Raw genomic sequence first — 16,671 nt, forward strand, 5'->3', positions numbered from 1 at the left:
TCATCACCCGGGTGGCCTTCGGATTCAAAGCACCCGAAGCCCTCATCGGCCTGGCGATGCTCAGCCTCGGAGGCCGGAAACCGGTACTCCCGGGACGGGGATGACCCACGGAAGAGTCAGTAGAGCCCAAATTCAGGTCAAGGGGACACTGTTGTCGTACCTGGAAGCAGGGGGCGGAAGTGCCGTTCCGTTGTTTCTGCTGCACGGCACTTTCTGGAGCCGCGCCTGGCTCCCGGTGCTTCCGGGGCTGGCCGCACATTCCAGGTGTGTGGCACTTGACTTGCCGGGGTTCGGTGCCAGCGATGGAGAGCTGGACGTTCACAACGCCACGGTACCGGAGCTGGCCCGGACGGTGCTGGCTGCAGCGGACGCACTGAGCATGGCACGTTTTGACCTGGCCGGCCATGACATTGGCGGAGGAATTGCCCAGCATCTGGCCGCGACGTCCGGCCGCCCGCGCCGAAACTACCCGCAAGGCAGTGGGCAGGCCACTGAGTGAGGATGAGGTAGCCGACTATGTCTCTCCGTGGAAGGACCCGGCCAAGGTCAGGTCCTGGATGGCCATGGCGGCCGCGGCGGATGCCCGTTACACCATGGACCTTGTCCCTGCCCTGAAAGAAGCTGCCATCCCCACCCGCCTGGTCTGGGGCCGCGAGGATGAATTTCAGAAGGTTACGTTCGCCCGCCGCTACACGGCACAAATCCCGGCATCCGACCTCCGGGAAGTCCCAGGCAAACACATTCCGACCGAGGACAGCCCGGAGCAGGTAACCGAAGCCATCCTCGACCACCTGGCAGCGTAAACCGGGCCGTTTTTTGAAAAGCTACGCACCCTGCGCTCTGACGTGCCAGGCTATCGCATCACGCGAGGCCTTTGTCCTTGACCCAGGCAGCTGCAGCACGCCGGGGGTTTGCTTCGCGTCTTCGGAAACCTTTTCGTTGAGCTGCATGAGGTCTGCGGTGCGGGGCATCCGTGAAGCCTTGCGGGGAATGTCCTTGCCCTGGGTCCCGGCCGTGTTGGTGCGGATCAGGGGCAGTACCTGCTGGGCGGCGACGATATCCCCCGGATCTTCAAGGGTGATGAGGTTGTTGCTTGCGATCAGCGGGGGCGTGCTGAAGATATCGGCCGCCCGAACCCGGTCACCGAGCAGCGCCCTGAGAGTGATGGTCCTGCCACCATCGGTGAACGGGACGAGCTCCTTGGGCACGCACCCCTAGGCGGCCTTGGGTCCGGGCGAACCTGATTCCTTTAAGCCCTCCCGAGCGGGTTGATGGTGAATTGCATCCGGCCAGGCCCAGGACGAGCAGGATCCGGGCATGAGAATGGCGGATGGTGCCAAGGGGTTCCTATCAGGTACGTCCTGCTGCCTGTGCTGCTGCTCCGGATGCAGCCGCGCAGGGGGCGGCGGGATGCACCGTGATGCCGGGGCTGGAAACCCGGTCATCAGGGCGCCCCCGGGCTAGGCGCTCAGGGACGGTGCTGCCGGGACGTCAAGTTCCGTCTTGGCGTAGTGGTTGAAGTAGTTCGTGAAGAGGTTCGCGGCGATGTGCGCGAAGGCTTCAGTCAGTTCCTCGTCGGTCCAGCCGGCGTCGAGGGCAACCTGCCAGGCGGCGTCGGAAACATTTCCGGTCCTCGCCGCGACTTCGCGTGCCACCTCAGTGATGGCGGCGAGCTTCGGATCAAAGTCCACCTCCCCTGCGCGCACTGCGAGGATCTGTTCGTCCGTGAGCCCGGACTTGCGTGCCGAGAGCGTATGGGCGGCCTGGCAGTAGTCGCAACCGTTCTGGTTGCCTACGGCCAAGGCGATGGCTTCCTTGGTCTGCGCATCGAACGACCCATGGGCGGCAATGGCCTGCGAGATGCCCTCGTAAGCGCCGAGCACAGCCGGGGAGTGGGCCATGCCGGCATGGATGTTCAGCAATTTTCCCATGCGTTGTTTCAGATGGCCGGCCATTTCCTTGGATCCTTGCGGGGCGCTGTCGAGGGTGTGGGCAGGAATGCGGGGCATAGTGGCTCCTTGTTTTGCGGTTGGTGTGTCGGATCAGTGAAGGCTTTTGCGTTGACGGCGGCCTCGAAGGGTGCACCCTGCCGGGCATTTGTCTTGATTCCCGGTCACGGTCTGCTGCTCGCTGCCGCCGAACGCAGGGCTGCGGGGTTCTGGATCGTGATGCGGCCTCGGCCTTGGCGGATGATTCCCTGGGCCGCGAAGTCTGCCAGTGCTTTGCTGGTGGCCTCCCGGGTGGCACCGAGCAGGCCCGCGATCTGTTCATGGGTGAGCCTTATGGCCCGGCTCTGCCCGAACCGGCCGCCGGGTGCCGAGGCGTCGAGGTTGATCAGGGTAGAGGCCACGCGGGCTGAGAGTGGCCGCAATGCCAGGTCCGTGAGGCGTTCCTCCAGCCGGGCCACCTGCTCCCCGAGCAGCCGGGAGATCCGGATCGCGATGCGGGGGTCAGAAATCAGGTATCTTTCCACGTCCTTGAGTCCCAGCCGGCAGATGACGGAGTCCTCGATGGATTCCGCATAGTTGTCGTACATGCGCTGGCCGACCAGCATCATTTCCCCGAAGACGGCTCCCGGTTCCAGGATGGCCATCGTGAGGGCTTTGCCGTCCTCTGCAACACGGAAGACCCGTATCCGGCCCGACTTGAGGATAAAGAGGGCGGTGACAGGCTGGGACTGGCTGTAGACGAGCTCTCCTCGGCGGAACATCCGGGCCGGGGCCATCATGTCCATCGCGTGCATCTCTTCAGCGGAAAGGTCAGCAAAGAGATCCACTTCGTTCAGGCAAGTGAAGGGGTCCTCCGGGCCTGCCGTGAGTGGATATGGTTCGCGTTGGCCCGGAGACCAAGGCTGGAGGCCGCCCACGGCGGCTTCCAGCCCTTTTTCCCAGTTATCACTCATGTGCGGACTTCAGGATGCGGAAGGCCACCGGGGCCAGGATGACGCCGTAAATCAGGTGGCCCATGAGGGACAGTCCTGCGGCCGCATCAATCATGAACAGGGGCATGCCCAGCATCATGGGCATGATCAGCAGCGGGCCGAGGACCCACCAGAGCGCCCCGTAGGCAAGGCCGATCAGCGCAGCCCGGCCATAGGAGGTCAGGAGACCGGCGAAGGGCACGGTCAGGCCCCAGCCGATCAGCACTGAGATCACGAGGTGGATTCCAAAGCCCACCACGGCAGAATCCGAACCGACCATCGAGGCAATCATGGGCAGCATGCCCATCATGGCCATCAGGACGCCGAAGACGAGACCGCCGGCAATACCGCCGATGGCACCCGCGGCGATGCGCCGGGCAATTTGATGACTGAAGGCGTGTGGCTGGTGTGCCACGGGAGATGTTGCGGACATCGTCTTGCTGCCTTTCGTTGAAACGGAACTGCTTACCCTAGAAAGGTAGGCCTCTGGTCGCTCCTTGTTCTGTGAACGCGGACACATAACGTGCGCCGGTTCTGCTTCTCCCGCCATTTGGGCGCCGGGCTGCTCCCTCCGGTTTCAGTCCACTTTTTCCATGCTGTGTCCGCAGCAGCAGACCGGGTCCTGGTCTCCGCCGTGACCCGGGGCTGCCCCTTTGGTGACCGTTATTTCACACCCGCAGGCGGTATCCGGGCAGCGGTAAACCTCTCCTTCTTGCAGGGCCATGGCCATCTCCTTCACTTCAGTTTTTGGTTGCTGATACTGTCACGCTAAAACCTTCCCGTCGGGGGAAGTCAAGGGCGCACTGCGGTGTTCTGACGTCCCGCCGACTACTGCCAATGCGGGCGTGGGAAGTTGGATACGGATGGCATCCCCTGTGGCGAGGGCGGGGCTGGCGGTGGCTTCTGCATGCAGGTTCACGCCGGCGGCTTCCATGGTGACCAGTTTCCGGGGCCCGCGGGTGCGGATCCGGGTTACCACCGCTAGCAGGCCCGGGCTGTGTTCGTCCAGGAGGATGACGTGTTCCTGGCGGATGACCATCGTGGCGGGTCCTTCCGGCCATTGGTGGTTTCCGGGCAGCGCGTGGGCGCCCAGTGCGGAGTAGTGCACGCCCTCGCGTACCGTCCCGGGGATTTCGTTGGTTCCTCCCAGCAGGCGGCTGACCTGGAGTGAAGCGGGCCGGGTGTACATCTCTTGGACAGTGCTGTGCTGGAGCAGCTTGCCTTCACTGATCAGGGCGAGATGGTCGGCCACTGCCGCAGCCTCGTCCCGGTCGTGGGTGACCATCAGGATCGTGGGGTTCAGTTTCTCCCGCACCTGTGCCAGCAGTTCGTGCATGGCTGAGCGCAGTTCGGGGTCCAGGGCGCTGAAGGGTTCATCCAGAAGCAGCACCTCGGGGCGGGCGGCCAGGCCGCGGGCAATAGCCACCCGCTGTTGCTGGCCTCCGGATAAGTCAGAAACTGCCCGCTTGCCCGTCCCTTCCATCTGGACCAGGTCGAGAAAAGTTTCCGCATCCGTGCGGGCCCGCCGGCGGGGAACACCACGGATTGTCGCGGCGAAAGCCACATTGTCAAGAACATTCAGGTGCGGGAAAAGCAGCGGCCGCTGGAAAACCATCGCCATCCCCCGGCGTTCGGGCCGGACCGCTGCAAGGTTCTGGCCGTCCAGCAGAACACTGCCGCGGTCCGGAATCTCCAGGCCCGCCACCGTCCGCAGGAGCGTGCTCTTACCGGACCCGGACGGCCCCAGTACGGCGGTGCAGGAACCGGGCGCCAGCGAAAGGCTGAACTCCTCGAGTGCGGGCACAGGCGATCCCTTGAACGACTTTGAAAGCCCGTGCAGATCCAATCCCTGCCTCATGACCGGCTTCCCCGCCGTCGTCGTCCTGTCAGACCCAGCAACAGCAACAGTCCCAGCGGGGGCGCCAGCGCCATCACGGACAGCACCGCTACGATACCGTCGTTGCCGGTCCCCGACGCGGCGGATGCCACCAGCAACGGTACTGTCACCAGGGAACCGCCGCCGATCAGAAGGGTGACCAGGTAGTCGCTCCATCCAACCAGGAAGGCCAGGAAAGCTGCCCGAGCCAGGGCCGGTGCGATCAGGGGCAATTGGACCCGGAGGAACACCTGGCCCCGGGTGGCGCCCAGGGTGCAGGCCTCTTCCTCGAAACCGATGTCATGGGCTGCATACGCCAGCCGCATGACGTACGTCGTGTAGGGCAGGGCGTAGACCGTCAGGACAAGGACGACGCCGGCATAGGAGGGAACCTGGAGCCGGACCAGCAGGACATTCAGCCCAAAAACCGCGACGAAGGCCGGCAGTGCCAGCGGAGCGAACAACAGGCCACTGACCGGCGCCGACCACCGGGAAGGGTGGAAGGCCAGGCTCCGGGCGGCCAGGACACCGAGCGGCGTGGCAACGGCACTGACCACAAAGCCAAGGCCCAGTGAGCCGGCAAACGCAATGGCCGCGCCTCGGGACAGGGCGGAGTCAACGTTCTGCAGTCCCCAGTCCTGGGGCAGCGGTGCGGGGTAGGACCAACGGTCCGCGAAGATCCAGAGACCCAGGGGTAGCAGCGGCAGCACAAACCACACCGCAAGGGCCGCGGCAGTTGCCGACCTCAGGATCCGGCCGCCGGCACGGGAACGCGTCAGCCCGTTCTGCGCCGCGTCTTTCGGTAAGGTCTGCTGGTTGAGCCCCGGCGGCAGCGTTATCGCCATAGCGGGATCTTTCGGAGGCAGGCGAGTGCCGCGAGTGCCGCGCTTAGGGACACCACTGCCGTGACGACGGCGACGGCGGCCGCCTCAGGCCGTGAGGTGAGCGTCACCGAGTTATACAGACGCAACGCCATGACGGGCAGCGGCTCGGGATAGGGCCGGCCCAGAAGCCAGGCAACTTCATAGGATCCGAAACTGTAGATGAACGCAATGGTGCCGGAAATAATCAGGGCGGGCAGGCTCAGGGGCAGCAGCACGTGGCGCAAGCGGCGGAGCCTCCCGGCGCCCAGGAGGGCGGCGGTTTCCTCGTAATCCACGGATCGGGTTGCCAGCGTGCCGGCCACGACGAGTCCCACGAACGCTGACTCCTTCCATGCGTATTCAAAAATGACGGCCAGCCACCACTGACCTCCCACGATGTCGGGCCAGCGCTCTGCTGCACCAAAAACCCTGGCCAGCAGCCCGGAATCGGCCAGCAGGAGACCTGCCGTGGCTGCCCCCACAATGTGGGGAACGGGGATGGACAGTGAGCTCATGGCCGCAACGAGTTTCCCGCACCACCTGCCCTGCATCATGATCAGGGCTGCCGTGAACCCGATCAGGCACGCCAGGACAGTGGATGCTCCGGCGATGGCCAGCGAGAGCCCCGCTCCAACCAGGAGGTCACCGCCATGGGCCGTGTAGGCTGCCGTCGAAAGTTCCGGCCGGCCCACCAGCGGCATCAGCCCCAGGCTCTGGGCCGCGACCATAGCTGACCCGCCAACCACCACGAAGGCGACAAGCAGGACCGCGGGGACCGCAAGGAGCGCCCCCAGGACGCGGGCCTTCCTCCCGTGACCAGCCGCCGTCAGCGGCCGGGGCCGGGCTGTCAGGACTTCAGCCGCCGGCAAGGATCTGCCTCCGCCAGGCCTCATCCAGAGCAGGCACCCACTCAGCGGCAAGCTCCGGGTTCGCGTTCTTTGACAGCACTTCATAGCCCGGCACCACGGGGGATGTCGGGAGCTGTTCGAACAGGGCACGCCCTTCAGGGCTGAGTGCGTCGGAATCAAGGACGGGGAACTGTCCCCAGATCCTGGGGTCCGCCTTTGTGGCCTGCTGCTCCTCTGACAAGGCGATATTGGCCACTACCATGGCTCCGGAGCGCTGGCCCGAGGTTGAAGGAATGGCCAGAAAGCTTGCATTGCCGACGGTTCCCTCGTCCAGGGTGAGCACTTTGGTCGTAGCCGGGTAGGTTCCATCCGCCACCAGCTTGGTCAGCGTCGCCGGCCCGTACGTCATGGTGAAATCCACCTGTCCCCCCGCATACAGGGCATCAAGTTCACCGGAAGACTTCGGGTAGGTAGATCCCTGCCGCCAGAGGGATGGTTTCAGGTCTTCCAGTTCGTTCAGGAGGGCGGGACTGAGCCTGTCGAATGCGTCCTGGTCAAAGGCCAGCGGCACGTTGGCGTAGCCTCCGGAGACGCTGTAGAGCACTTCCCGGGTGAAGACGGAGCCAGTGAAGTCCGGCGGCGCCGGGTAGGTGAAGCGCCCCGGGTTCGCACTGACCCACTCCAGCAGGCCGGCGAGGGTGGTCGGAGGCTCGGGGACGGCTGCGGAGTTGTACGCGATGGTAAATTGCGCTTTGCTCCAGGGGGCTTCGCAGCCGTCCACCGGAGTCCCAAAGTCCTCCGAGAGCAGCGGATCGGAAGGGTTGGTGAGTTCCATGTTGGGCAGCAGCGAGGTCCAGCCGCAGGCCCACGCCCTGGCCTCCTTGCCGGTGCCGAAGTTGTTTCCGTTGACCCAGACGAGGTCCACTTCGCCGTCGGTGGTGCCGGACTGGATCTCGGTCAGGACACGGTTGAGGGCGTCCCTGGTGTCGGCTACCGGGACGCGTTCCAGCGTGATGCCTTCATCGGCGGCAGCAGGAATGAGGTGCTCGTCCACGTAGGAATTGCCTTGCGTGTCACCGCCGTACATCCACAGTTTGACTGTCTGTCCCTGCGCTGCGGAGGCGACCTCTTCCCAGCTGTCCGGTTCAGGTTGTTCGGCGGGTCCCGCCGCGCAACTGCTGAGGAACAGCAGTCCGGCGGTGGCCGCCGCGAGCACGTTCCGGCGGCGAATGGGGAGGGCTGGCTTCAAGGTTCTGTCCTGACTTTGGGGCTGAGGGGGAGCAGTTTGCGCAGGCCGGCATTCTCGGCCGGGTCCAGCACCGAATGCTGGACGCAGGCGGGGACCAACTTGCCGGTTTCGGGATGGCTCATGGTGTACATGCACGCGCCCAGCCGTTCCTGGACCTCGCGGGTCTTCGGGTCCTCACTGACCACGCCCTTCTCCATCAGGTCCCAGGCGGGAGCGACGTCGGCTGCATCCATGAAGTTATGGACGACGAAAGTTTTGAGGGACAACCGGCCTGCCCGGGCAGCAGAAATGATGTGGCGCAGGCCGCCGGCGCGCTTGGCCAGACGCCGACCGAAGCGGAGGATCACGGGGACCTCGCGCGGGTGGGCCAGCAGGGCCCTCATGACTTTCAGGGCGACAACCCAGTTAGGGGTCCCGCCGAAGTACATCCCGCCGAAGTGGGCCAGCAGCCGGTCCCGGGCATCGAGATCCTTTTGGTCGGCCGGGTCCAGCAGCGGTGCCTGTTTCTCGCCGGTCCGCAGAACCACAGCGGTCCGGTTGCAGCGTGTGTCACCGAATTGGGTGCCCTGCCAGGGAATCCGTTGCCCGGCGCCCTCCTCGATCCGGTCCCAGACGGCGTCGATGGTGACGTCGGTGAAACCTTTCCCCCATCTCCTGTCATCGCCGATGTACGCGGCGGGCTGGAAGGACAGCATGTCGAAAGGCATGTCCAGCACGGCGGAAGTGACCCCGGCCACCTGGTCGATGTTTGCCGGGGTGACCGTCATGTTGTGGGCGATGTAGGAGCTGACCCCGTGGTCGGTTTTGAGATCGGTGAACATCGCGGCGAACCGTTCACGGAACGGATTCAGCTCAGCCTCGGTCCGGGGTCGGGGCATTCCCCTGCGGCCCCGCATCAGGGAATCAAAATGGGCGGCGAACGATATTTTTCGGAACCGCGGCGTGCCGCCCGGGTCCAGCGCCACGTCGAGCAGGTACTGGTAATCGAAGTCCCCGTGCGTCATCGACATCGGTTCGCGGCCGGCTGCGCGCATGGCGAGCAGGGCCGCTGCATGGTCCTCGGCGGGCAGCAGACTCACTTCGCCGCCGATCAGCTGGGCATGGGCGCGGGGTCCGCGGAGACGGCGGAGGAACGCCAGCTGTTCCTTCACTGTCGTCACGGTGTGGCCGCCGTCGATTCGCACTTTGTTCGCGTCCGCTGAGTGGTAGCACGGTGTGCAGGTCAGGTTGCACTTGGGAAAGACGCCGTGGGTTCCTTCGCATCCCACCGCTGTCCTGCCTAGCAGCTGGGCCGGGGTTTTGACGTGCTCCGGCAGCTCGGACCAGCGCCGGTCCAGCGCTGCACGGCTCTCCGGGTGGACCGGTCTGGTCGCCAGTTCAAGGCTGCGAAGCAGTGCGGCGGTCTTGCCGGCAGCAGCTGCTCCGCGGCGGACGTCCCCACCGGTGCGGTTGCTGAACCAAGGTCTGCGGCGTCGGTGCGGGACGGTGGCTTCCGTGGTCATGGCCCGCCTTTCATCTCGCCGCAGTGATACCGGCAATCCTACGGCCCGCCGCAGCCCGGTTAAGTAATCTGGGGCACACAGGGCGCACTGTTTCGCAAGGGGTCAGGAATAGCCCCTCCGGAGCGTGCCTGCGCGGATCTGCAGATGCCCTGACCGGGCCGAGGCCCGGATGACGTCGGCGCAGTCCTCCTCGACGGCCTGCCAGGGATGTGCTGCTATGTCCGCGCCGCCCAGGGCACACGCGGCCCGTGCCAAGGGAGTGAGCAGCCGGGCCCATCCCACCGGCTCCTGCATGTCCACGACGGCGACCCTGGCATCATCGTTCAGCAGCGCTGTGAGATTTGCCCAGGCTTTCCTCCAGTCCGGCATCAGCGAGAGCGAATAGGTGGCGAGGGCGGCATCGGAGCTCCCGGCTCCTCCCTGCTCCTGGATCGTGGCACGGATGGCTGCCGGGTCCATCAGGACGGCGTCGGCCCGGATGAGGACGACGTTGTCCCATCCCGCCTTGGCGGCACGCCGGCGGGCCTGCCGCAGCATCTGGGCGCTGCGGTCAATTCCTACTATCGTTCCTGAGGGACCTACCCGTTCCCGGAGCAACCTGAAATTGAGCCCGGTTCCGCAGCCCAGGTCCAGTACCTGCTGCCCCGGCCCTGGCTCCAGTGCACTGATTCCCTGGACCCTTCCGGCTCGGTACACCGGATATTCGCCGGAGAGTGCATCGTAGAACGGCGCGAATGCTGTGTACTTGTCAGGGATAACTCGCTCCTTTGATCAGGGAGTCCGCCCGGAGATCCCGGGCGTCCTCCATGGCAGCAGCCGGCAACGACCGTAAGGATCTTCATCATGGCACCCACTGACGGAATTATTGACTTCCTGGTCCTCGGCGGAGGCACGGCGGGAATCGTCGGGGCCAAGACCGCAGCCGGTTTCGGCGCCCGCACCGTCCTGGTGGAGCGGGAGCGCACCGGCGGGGACTGCCTCTGGACCGGCTGTGTTCCCTCCAAGACGCTCCTCTCGGCCGCGGCGCAGGCGAGAACCTTGCGGATGCAGGCCGGCCAGGAACCGGATTTCGCTGCCGTCCGGGAACGCATCGCCACCGCGATCCGGACCATCGAACCTGTGGACACGCCAGAGGCCCTGGAACGGGCCGGCGTCGAAGTCCTCTCAGGGCGGGTGAGCTTCACCGGCCCCGGAACGGCCGATCTGGACGGACGCCCCCTCCGGTTCCGGCAGGCCCTGATAGCCACCGGCGGGCAGCCCGCTGAGCCTGGCATCCCAGGACTGGACCCTGCCCGGACCGTCACCTCCGAAACGGTCTGGGACCTCGCCAGCTTGCCGGACCGGCTTGCCATCGTCGGCGGAGGACCGATTGCCTGTGAACTGGGCCAGGCCTTCGCCCGGCTGGGATCTGACGTCACCATGATCGTCCGCTCCCGGATCCTGGCCAAAGAGATCCCGGAAGCGGTGGACATTGTGCGGGAAAGCCTGAAGGCCGACGGGGTGAAGATCCTGGAGAACTCCAGCATCACGCGTGCAACCAGCCTCGGGGACGCGGTGCGGCTGCAGTTGGCGGACGGAACTGCTGTGGACGTTTCCATCGTGCTGCTGGCAACCGGCCGCATTCCGCGGACCACGGGCCTCGGGCTCGAACACATGGGCGTCAGCCTCGACGAACACGGGCATGTGATCACTGATTCACGTATGCGAACCTCCAATCAGCTGATCTGGGCGGCAGGAGATGTCACCACGCACCCGCAGTTCACGCATCTGGCCGGCGTCCACGCCAGCGTGGCAGCATCCAACGCGGTGCTCGGCCTCCGCCGCCGAATCAGCACCGCGGTCCCGCGGGTCACCTACACCTCACCGGAGATCGCCGCGGTGACCAGCACCGGATCCGAAGAGGACCAGGCAGGGGTGGCCCGCACCGTATGGCATTCCCATCTGGACCGGGCCATCACCGAGGACAGGACCGACGGTTTCACGCGCCTGCTGGTGGGCCGCGGCGGCCGTGTCATCGGAGGTACGATCGTGGGCCCCCGGGCAGGGGAATCCCTTGCCGAGCTGTCCCTGGCCGTACACAAGAAGCTGCGGACCTCAGACATCGCCGGTGCCACCCACGCCTACCCCACGTACTCCGACGGTGTGTGGAACGCCGCCGTTTTGGATGTCCGCGAACGCCTGGCTTCCCCGCTCACGGGCACTGCCATAAAGATATTGAGCAGGATCCGGCGGCTGACCATCGACAGCCGCCGGATCAGCTCAATGCCCGGTACCCCGCCAGGATCCGGTGGGCAGCACTGACCCCCACCAGAAGGGCCCAGACGGCGGCGATCACCCAGGCAAACTCCGGGAAGATCAGCCACAGGCTGTGCACCACCACGGTCTCAGCCCCCTCAGCCAGTCCGCCCAGAAATGACAGTGACCGTCCGTCGTCGATCTGGCGCCCGGTCTTCTCGGCGATTGAGGAGAACGCCAGGAAGACCGCACCGTTGACGTAGTACGCGAAGAGGACCAGCACGAACGGCAGCCACGGGGCGCCGAAGGCTGCCGTGGCCCCTATGCCCACCCCGACGACGGTCGCGCCATAAACAACGAAGTCCGCGCTGATGTCCCAAAATCCGCCCTGACCAGGATCTTCCTGCCCGCTTCGACGTCTCCGGAGCCGGGCAAGCGGCCCGTCCAGTCCGTCCGCCAGGCGGCATAGCAGCCAGGCAGCCAGTGCGGGAAACCACCATTGGGCTGCGGCCAGGCCCGCGCTGGCCAGCCCCAGGATCAGGTTCAGCGCTGTAAGCCGGTCCGGGGTGATCCATGGGCGATCCATTGCAGACGCCATCCGGTCCAGAACGGGGGCTATCCGGGGCCGGAGTGCAGCATCAAACATTTCGGGTCTCCTTCCGTCGCCTGCGGACAGCTGTTATCAGCCCCGCAAGAGTCAGTAGTCCCAGTGCCGCCGCGGCGGCCTGGACCTGCCATCCGAGCTGCATTCCGAAGGCGCCGAGCGTCACGAAGCTGACCGTGCCGGGCAGGATGCCGATGGCGGTCCCGAAGAAGTAAGGCCACCATGCAACTGAGGTCAGACCGGCCAGATAATTGATCGCTGTGAACGGCAGCACCGGTACGAGCCGGACACCGACCACGGCGGCCAATCCCCGCCGTCTGAGCAGTTCATCCAGTTTCTGCACCTTGACTCCGGTGAATTTTTCCACGGCTTCCCGCCCCAGCCAGCGGCCGATCCAGAAGGCTGCGGTGGATCCGAGCAAGGCAGCAGCAATGACGACGCCGATTCCGACAGCGAAGCCAAAGACCGCTCCGGCGCCTATGGACAGGACGTTCTTGGGTACGGGTGAAAGGGTCAGCAGGGCGTATCCAAGGACAAAGACGACTGGACCCCATCGGGTGTTCGTGAAATAGCTCTGCAGTTCTTCAAGGGACGGGAGCGGGAACAACAAGGCAGCAGCGGCCGCAACCGCGATGAAGATTACCAGTGCCGCAAAGCGATATATGGCCCGCCGTTGTTCCTTTGTGACGTCCCCCATACCCTAGCCGTGTGCTCCGCTGGCGCCGGACTTCCCGGCCTGGCGGTCCTGGTCCTCGGCCCGGCTAATCGCCCAGGCAGCGTTGACCAGTCCGATGTGGCTGAACGCCTGCGGGAAGTTCCCCACCAACTCGCCGCTGCCGGCGGCCACCTCTTCAGAAAGAAGGCCCAGCTCTGTAGCAAAACCTGCAGCGCCTTCAAAGACTTCCCGGGCGCGCTCCACGGAGCCCGCAAGGGCAAGGGCGTGGGCGAGCCAGAACGTACACAGCAGGAACGTCCCTTCCCTCCCGTGGAGGCCGTCTTCGCCGACGTACCGGTACACCAGGCCCCGCCCGTCAGTCAGATGCCGCTCGATCGCGTCAATGGTTGCCAGCATACGGGGGTCATCAGCAGGCAGGAATCCCACGATGGAGAGCATCAGTGCTGAAGCATCCAGCTCATCAGAGCCGAGCGCCTGGGTGTAGGAGTTGGCAGTTTCACTCCAGCCCTGGGTCTTTATAGCAGCGGCGATCTGCTCCCGTACGTCCCGCCAATGAGGAACCCTGTCCGTGGCGTCCAGGAGGTCGGCAATGCTGATGGCGCGGTCCACGGCCACCCAGCACATGAGCTTTGAGTACAGGTAGTGGCGGGGCTCGCCGCGGACTTCCCAGATCCCCTGGTCCGGGGACTTCCACCGTGCGGCTGCTGTATCGGCGGCGTCTGCAAGGAATTTGCGGGTGTCCTGATCCATGTCTGCGAGGTATTCCGGCAAGAGTGCTGCAGCGTCCAGCAGTTCCCCGTACACGTCGAGCTGGCGTTGCCGCCATGCAGCGTTCCCCACCCGGACCGGCGCACTTGAACACCACCCCGGAAGGTGGGACAGCTCACGTTCTGAGAGGTCACGTTCACCACCGACCCCGTACATGATCTGCAGCTCTTCACCCTCGCCCAGTTGGCCGGAGCCAGCCGTCGCCAGAAAGCGGAAGAACTTTCCCGCCTCGTCCGGGCACGCGGCAACCCATAGTGCCTGCAGCGTCATGCTTGCATCCCGTACCCATGCATAGCGGTAGTCCCAATTGCGCTCACCTCCGATGACCTCCGGCAGTGACGTGGTGGGCGCCGCCACGATGGCTCCAGTGGGGTAGAACGTCAGTGCCTGCAGCACCCGTCCGCTCAGGGCGACCAGTTCCTGCCAGGGGCCGGTGTAGTTCTGGTGCAGCTTTGACCAGCTACTCCAGCCCTCCAGAGTGTCAGTGAGTCGGCGAAAGATTTCCTCCTGTGACCAGAAGGCCGGCGTGGCCTCCCAGCTGTTCGCGTGTTCAAAGGCGAATCCAAGGCCATCACCAGCGCGCAGAAGCACACGGGCACGGGCGACATCGCCTTCGATGGTAAAAGGAACAGGGGCAGATAATGACAGAACCGCGGCGCCTCCTCTGATCAGCAGCCCGGCTGATCCTGCGTGGACCAAAGGCCGGATCAGCCCGTATTCCGGGCGCGGAACAAAGACGACGTCAAGCTCAACTGTTCCTTGTGTGCAGGAAACCTTCCGCAACAGCGCCCCCGGCGACCCGGCACCGAGGTCATGACCCCTGATCCCGTTTCCAAGAACCAAGGCATCGGTCAAGGTGAACTCCCCCTTGCCGGTGCGGAAAGAGGTTTCAAGGACCATGCTGGGACCGACATATCGGCGGGTGGAGGTAAAGTCAGCAACAGGACGGATCGACCAGAACCCTGCTTCATCACCCAGAAGCCGGCCAAAAACCGAAGGACTGTCGAACCGAGGCAGGCACAGCCAGTCCACAGATCCTTCAGCGCTCACCAACGCCGCAGACCGGCAGTCAGAGAGGAGGGCATAGTCTGCGATAGGGCTACTGGTCATCCTCACAGCCTGACCGAACCGGCCCGTTTCAGCAAGGCGAAGATGCGGTGCTTGCCCTCCAGCCAGGGGCGCCCTTCATCTCGGCTAAACAGCAAGTTGCTGAACGGCATCTTTAGTGGAAAGCACTGCCCCGGCAATGTAGTTGAAGTTAATGAGGGCTGATTCATAACCGTCTCCGAGTTCAGGATGCTGCGCTGCGGCTGTGGCGTCGGCCACGACGGCGACCTCAAAGCCCTGTTCGAGCAGTGCGCGCAGATGGCTTTCAACGCAGAGGTTGGCGGACATGCCAGCAAGGATTACCTTGCTGATACCCCGTTTGCGAAGCTGAAGGATTAGATCATTCTGTTCAGGCCCGTAAACCTTGTGCGGGCTGCAGATGACAGTGCTGCCATCTTCCAGATAGGGCTTATACCGAAGCAGCCAGTCCGCCCCGGAATTCGTGAAACCCGCGAGATCGAGGGGTCCGGAACGGTCAAACATCCCGATCTCATGCATCTTCTTTTCCAGCGTCCCGCCAAACTCCCACTGGTGGTCGTGCGGAAAGTAATAGTGAGGGGACACAAAAACCCCGTAGCCGCCTGACTTGGCTGCCACCAGCAATTGCTCAATGTGATCGACGGTGTGGTTTTCCTCGACGCTTTTCCCCACCAGCTCCCACGTCACGCCGTCGGGGCTCAAGAAATCATTCTGGGGATCAGTCAGGACAAGGGCCGTAGTAGAACTATCAAACTGCACGGGATTCTTCCTCCTTGAAACCGGAAACATGCGAGGCACGCCTGTCGCTTCACCGTAGGCTCACTTAAACCCCTGGTCTGTAATCTGGCGCACAAATATCAGGACCTTCTCCAATCCAGACATTGACCCCCCCCCCCCCCCACACCTGGACGGACCAGATCGAGTACGAAGCACCCACCGACCACAAGACCGCTGCCGAACATGCCGGGTCATTTTTCATCCAGAAGGGAATCAAGAAAGAAAGAAAGCTTGGGGAGCGGCACACCGGTCAGGGTATGCCGCACTTTTTTGGCGTGCCAGTGGGGCATGATCAGTCGGGCTTACTGGGACGTTGCGGGATCGCCAATCCTCAGTCGGACCCTGCCCAATGGATACTGGACGGACCAGGGCCTGCTTGCCTTTCGCAAGGCACAAGATTCTCGAATTCGACGTAGTCAAGCGTGGCGACACGAGGTGCCGATCCCGGAATCCCTCATCCGGTTGAAGGTGGACTTCGCCGCGCTCGGCATCCACCGTGATGACCTGCTCACCTATTGACTGTGAATCGCAGCGCTAAGTGGTTCTGGCACGAATTTGGTGAATCAAGAATCAGTATCCAAGAACCGGTTCCGGTAGCAGTTGTGCGCCCGCCGCAACCGCATCCGCAGTCCGGGCGCGGGAATGCACTGTTCGGGCAGGTCCGGGCCGATATACGGGTGGGCACGTCCATGCGGCGCACTTGCTTCACTCTCGGCTTGTCCTGGCGCGGAAACAGCACACAAAGCGACGGTCCGTCACCATTCACGAAATGTGTGCCAGAACCCGCTAAGTGGCACCCTTTTTCACGGCGCTAAATGGCATTCCCTCATGCCCGTATGCCGATCCCTCAGCGCGACACTCAGCGTTCGAAAATCCGACAACTAAAAAGTGTGAATCGCAGCGCTAAATGGCGGTCTTTTCGCGGCGCTAAATAGCATTCCCGGATGCCTGTATGCCGATCTCCCACTGCGACGACTCACACCCTAAAACCTGACATCTAAATACAGTATTGATCCGTGGTTTTCAACGCCAAATATCGCTCTTTGGCGGAACTAAATGACGCAATGTCAGGTTCCAGATGCCGAAAAATTCCGTGCATCCGGAAAGCAACGGGCTCTTCAACCTACTGCCAATCGCCGGAAGGCTTCCGGCGATTGGCAGCATTGAGATGATGTCATGGAGCGACGAACTAACAATGTCCTGATTAATGACGTCAAATACGACTGTCGACATCTTGGAAAGCGTAGTCGGTACTTCCAAAGAGTTC

The 16,671-nt window shown here is 63.9% G+C and carries 17 protein-coding genes; 3 read left to right on the forward strand and 14 right to left on the reverse strand.

Annotated elements, in window-relative coordinates; all coding sequences use genetic code 11:
• The first annotated feature begins 100 nt into the window (after positions 1–100).
• Positions 101–499 carry an alpha/beta fold hydrolase gene (locus tag DQ353_RS22645; protein WP_353616707.1) on the forward strand — a complete coding sequence of 133 codons (399 nt, stop codon included), beginning with the start codon at positions 101–103 and terminating at the stop codon, positions 497–499.
• On the forward strand, positions 405–803 hold the full coding sequence (locus DQ353_RS22030; RefSeq protein ID WP_220094046.1) for an alpha/beta fold hydrolase: 399 nt from the start codon (positions 405–407) through the stop codon (positions 801–803). The genes DQ353_RS22645 and DQ353_RS22030 overlap by 95 nt, the downstream gene beginning before the upstream one ends.
• 21 nt (positions 804–824) lie before the next feature.
• Here DQ353_RS22030 and DQ353_RS16910 read toward each other — a convergent pair whose 3' ends face one another.
• The 10 genes from DQ353_RS16910 to DQ353_RS16955 all read right to left on the reverse strand — a co-directional run bounded on the left by DQ353_RS16910 (position 825) and on the right by DQ353_RS16955 (position 9,954).
• Positions 825–1,208, reverse strand: a complete 384-nt coding sequence (locus tag DQ353_RS16910) for a type 2 periplasmic-binding domain-containing protein (protein WP_113764313.1) — start codon at positions 1,206–1,208, stop codon at positions 825–827.
• A gap of 252 nt (positions 1,209–1,460) precedes the next feature.
• Positions 1,461–2,009 (reverse strand): carboxymuconolactone decarboxylase family protein, encoded by a 549-nt coding sequence (locus tag DQ353_RS16915; RefSeq protein ID WP_113764315.1) that lies wholly within the window; start codon positions 2,007–2,009, stop codon positions 1,461–1,463.
• Positions 2,010–2,113: 104 nt separating this feature from the next.
• Entirely contained in the window at positions 2,114–2,776 is a 663-nt protein-coding gene (locus DQ353_RS16920; protein ID WP_286166871.1) for a Crp/Fnr family transcriptional regulator, read from the reverse strand.
• A 118-nt stretch (positions 2,777–2,894) separates the two neighbouring features.
• Positions 2,895–3,353, reverse strand: a complete 459-nt coding sequence (locus DQ353_RS16925; RefSeq protein WP_181578458.1) for a hypothetical protein — start codon at positions 3,351–3,353, stop codon at positions 2,895–2,897.
• Between the two features lie 330 nt (positions 3,354–3,683).
• On the reverse strand, positions 3,684–4,778 hold the full coding sequence (locus DQ353_RS16930; protein WP_113764319.1) for an ABC transporter ATP-binding protein: 1,095 nt from the start codon (positions 4,776–4,778) through the stop codon (positions 3,684–3,686).
• Entirely contained in the window at positions 4,775–5,641 is an 867-nt protein-coding gene (locus DQ353_RS16935) for an ABC transporter permease (protein ID WP_113764321.1), read from the reverse strand. Before DQ353_RS16935 ends, DQ353_RS16930 begins: the two co-directional genes overlap by 4 nt.
• Positions 5,632–6,387 carry an ABC transporter permease gene (locus tag DQ353_RS16940; protein WP_286166872.1) on the reverse strand — a complete coding sequence of 252 codons (756 nt, stop codon included), beginning with the start codon at positions 6,385–6,387 and terminating at the stop codon, positions 5,632–5,634. The genes DQ353_RS16935 and DQ353_RS16940 overlap by 10 nt, the downstream gene beginning before the upstream one ends.
• A gap of 127 nt (positions 6,388–6,514) precedes the next feature.
• Positions 6,515–7,723 (reverse strand): ABC transporter substrate-binding protein, encoded by a 1,209-nt coding sequence (locus DQ353_RS16945; RefSeq protein WP_220094041.1) that lies wholly within the window; start codon positions 7,721–7,723, stop codon positions 6,515–6,517.
• A gap of 29 nt (positions 7,724–7,752) precedes the next feature.
• Positions 7,753–9,258 (reverse strand): hypothetical protein, encoded by a 1,506-nt coding sequence (locus DQ353_RS16950; protein ID WP_220094042.1) that lies wholly within the window; start codon positions 9,256–9,258, stop codon positions 7,753–7,755.
• 102 nt (positions 9,259–9,360) lie between these two features.
• The gene (locus tag DQ353_RS16955; protein ID WP_286166873.1) at positions 9,361–9,954 is read right to left on the reverse strand and encodes a class I SAM-dependent methyltransferase; all 594 of its coding nucleotides are present in this window, start codon (positions 9,952–9,954) and stop codon (positions 9,361–9,363) included.
• Positions 9,955–10,101: 147 nt separating this feature from the next.
• On the opposite strand from DQ353_RS16955, the gene DQ353_RS16960 reads away from it, so the two are divergent.
• Entirely contained in the window at positions 10,102–11,559 is a 1,458-nt protein-coding gene (locus DQ353_RS16960; protein WP_113764329.1) for a dihydrolipoyl dehydrogenase family protein, read from the forward strand.
• On the opposite strand, the gene DQ353_RS16965 is transcribed toward DQ353_RS16960, so the two are convergent.
• The 4 genes from DQ353_RS16965 to DQ353_RS16980 form a co-directional block, all read right to left on the reverse strand.
• Positions 11,513–12,079 (reverse strand): CDP-alcohol phosphatidyltransferase family protein, encoded by a 567-nt coding sequence (locus tag DQ353_RS16965; RefSeq protein WP_286166874.1) that lies wholly within the window; start codon positions 12,077–12,079, stop codon positions 11,513–11,515. The two genes, DQ353_RS16960 and DQ353_RS16965, sit on opposite strands and share 47 nt — an antisense overlap.
• Positions 12,080–12,131: 52 nt before the next feature.
• The gene (locus DQ353_RS16970) at positions 12,132–12,704 is read right to left on the reverse strand and encodes a TVP38/TMEM64 family protein (RefSeq protein WP_181578460.1); all 573 of its coding nucleotides are present in this window, start codon (positions 12,702–12,704) and stop codon (positions 12,132–12,134) included.
• Positions 12,705–12,797: 93 nt separating this feature from the next.
• A complete protein-coding gene (locus DQ353_RS16975; protein WP_113764336.1) occupies positions 12,798–14,651 on the reverse strand; it encodes a glycoside hydrolase family 15 protein in 1,854 nt (617 codons plus the stop codon).
• A gap of 84 nt (positions 14,652–14,735) precedes the next feature.
• On the reverse strand, positions 14,736–15,416 hold the full coding sequence (locus DQ353_RS16980) for an isochorismatase family protein (RefSeq protein WP_113764338.1): 681 nt from the start codon (positions 15,414–15,416) through the stop codon (positions 14,736–14,738).
• Between the last annotated feature and the right edge of the window lie 1,255 nt (positions 15,417–16,671).

Source organism: Arthrobacter sp. AQ5-05 (genome assembly GCF_003287975.1).
Lineage (GTDB): Bacteria > Actinomycetota > Actinomycetes > Actinomycetales > Micrococcaceae > Paeniglutamicibacter.

Bases quoted from the DNA above. Each gene is read 5' to 3' on its own strand.
- DQ353_RS16965 (WP_286166874.1), bottom strand. From the start codon at position 12,079: ATGGATCGCCCATGGATCACCCCGGACCGGCTTACAGCGCTGAACCTG.
- DQ353_RS16975 (WP_113764336.1), bottom strand. From the start codon at position 14,651: ATGACCAGTAGCCCTATCGCAGACTATGCCCTCCTCTCTGACTGCCGG.
- DQ353_RS16935 (WP_113764321.1), bottom strand. From the start codon at position 5,641: ATGGCGATAACGCTGCCGCCGGGGCTCAACCAGCAGACCTTACCGAAA.
- DQ353_RS16925 (WP_181578458.1), bottom strand. From the start codon at position 3,353: ATGTCCGCAACATCTCCCGTGGCACACCAGCCACACGCCTTCAGTCAT.
- DQ353_RS16960 (WP_113764329.1), top strand. From the start codon at position 10,102: ATGGCACCCACTGACGGAATTATTGACTTCCTGGTCCTCGGCGGAGGC.
- DQ353_RS22645 (WP_353616707.1), top strand. From the start codon at position 101: ATGACCCACGGAAGAGTCAGTAGAGCCCAAATTCAGGTCAAGGGGACA.
- DQ353_RS22030 (WP_220094046.1), top strand. From the start codon at position 405: ATGACATTGGCGGAGGAATTGCCCAGCATCTGGCCGCGACGTCCGGCC.
- DQ353_RS16950 (WP_220094042.1), bottom strand. From the start codon at position 9,258: ATGACCACGGAAGCCACCGTCCCGCACCGACGCCGCAGACCTTGGTTC.
- DQ353_RS16915 (WP_113764315.1), bottom strand. From the start codon at position 2,009: ATGCCCCGCATTCCTGCCCACACCCTCGACAGCGCCCCGCAAGGATCC.
- DQ353_RS16940 (WP_286166872.1), bottom strand. From the start codon at position 6,387: ATGGTCGCGGCCCAGAGCCTGGGGCTGATGCCGCTGGTGGGCCGGCCG.
- DQ353_RS16980 (WP_113764338.1), bottom strand. From the start codon at position 15,416: ATGTTTCCGGTTTCAAGGAGGAAGAATCCCGTGCAGTTTGATAGTTCT.
- DQ353_RS16930 (WP_113764319.1), bottom strand. From the start codon at position 4,778: ATGAGGCAGGGATTGGATCTGCACGGGCTTTCAAAGTCGTTCAAGGGA.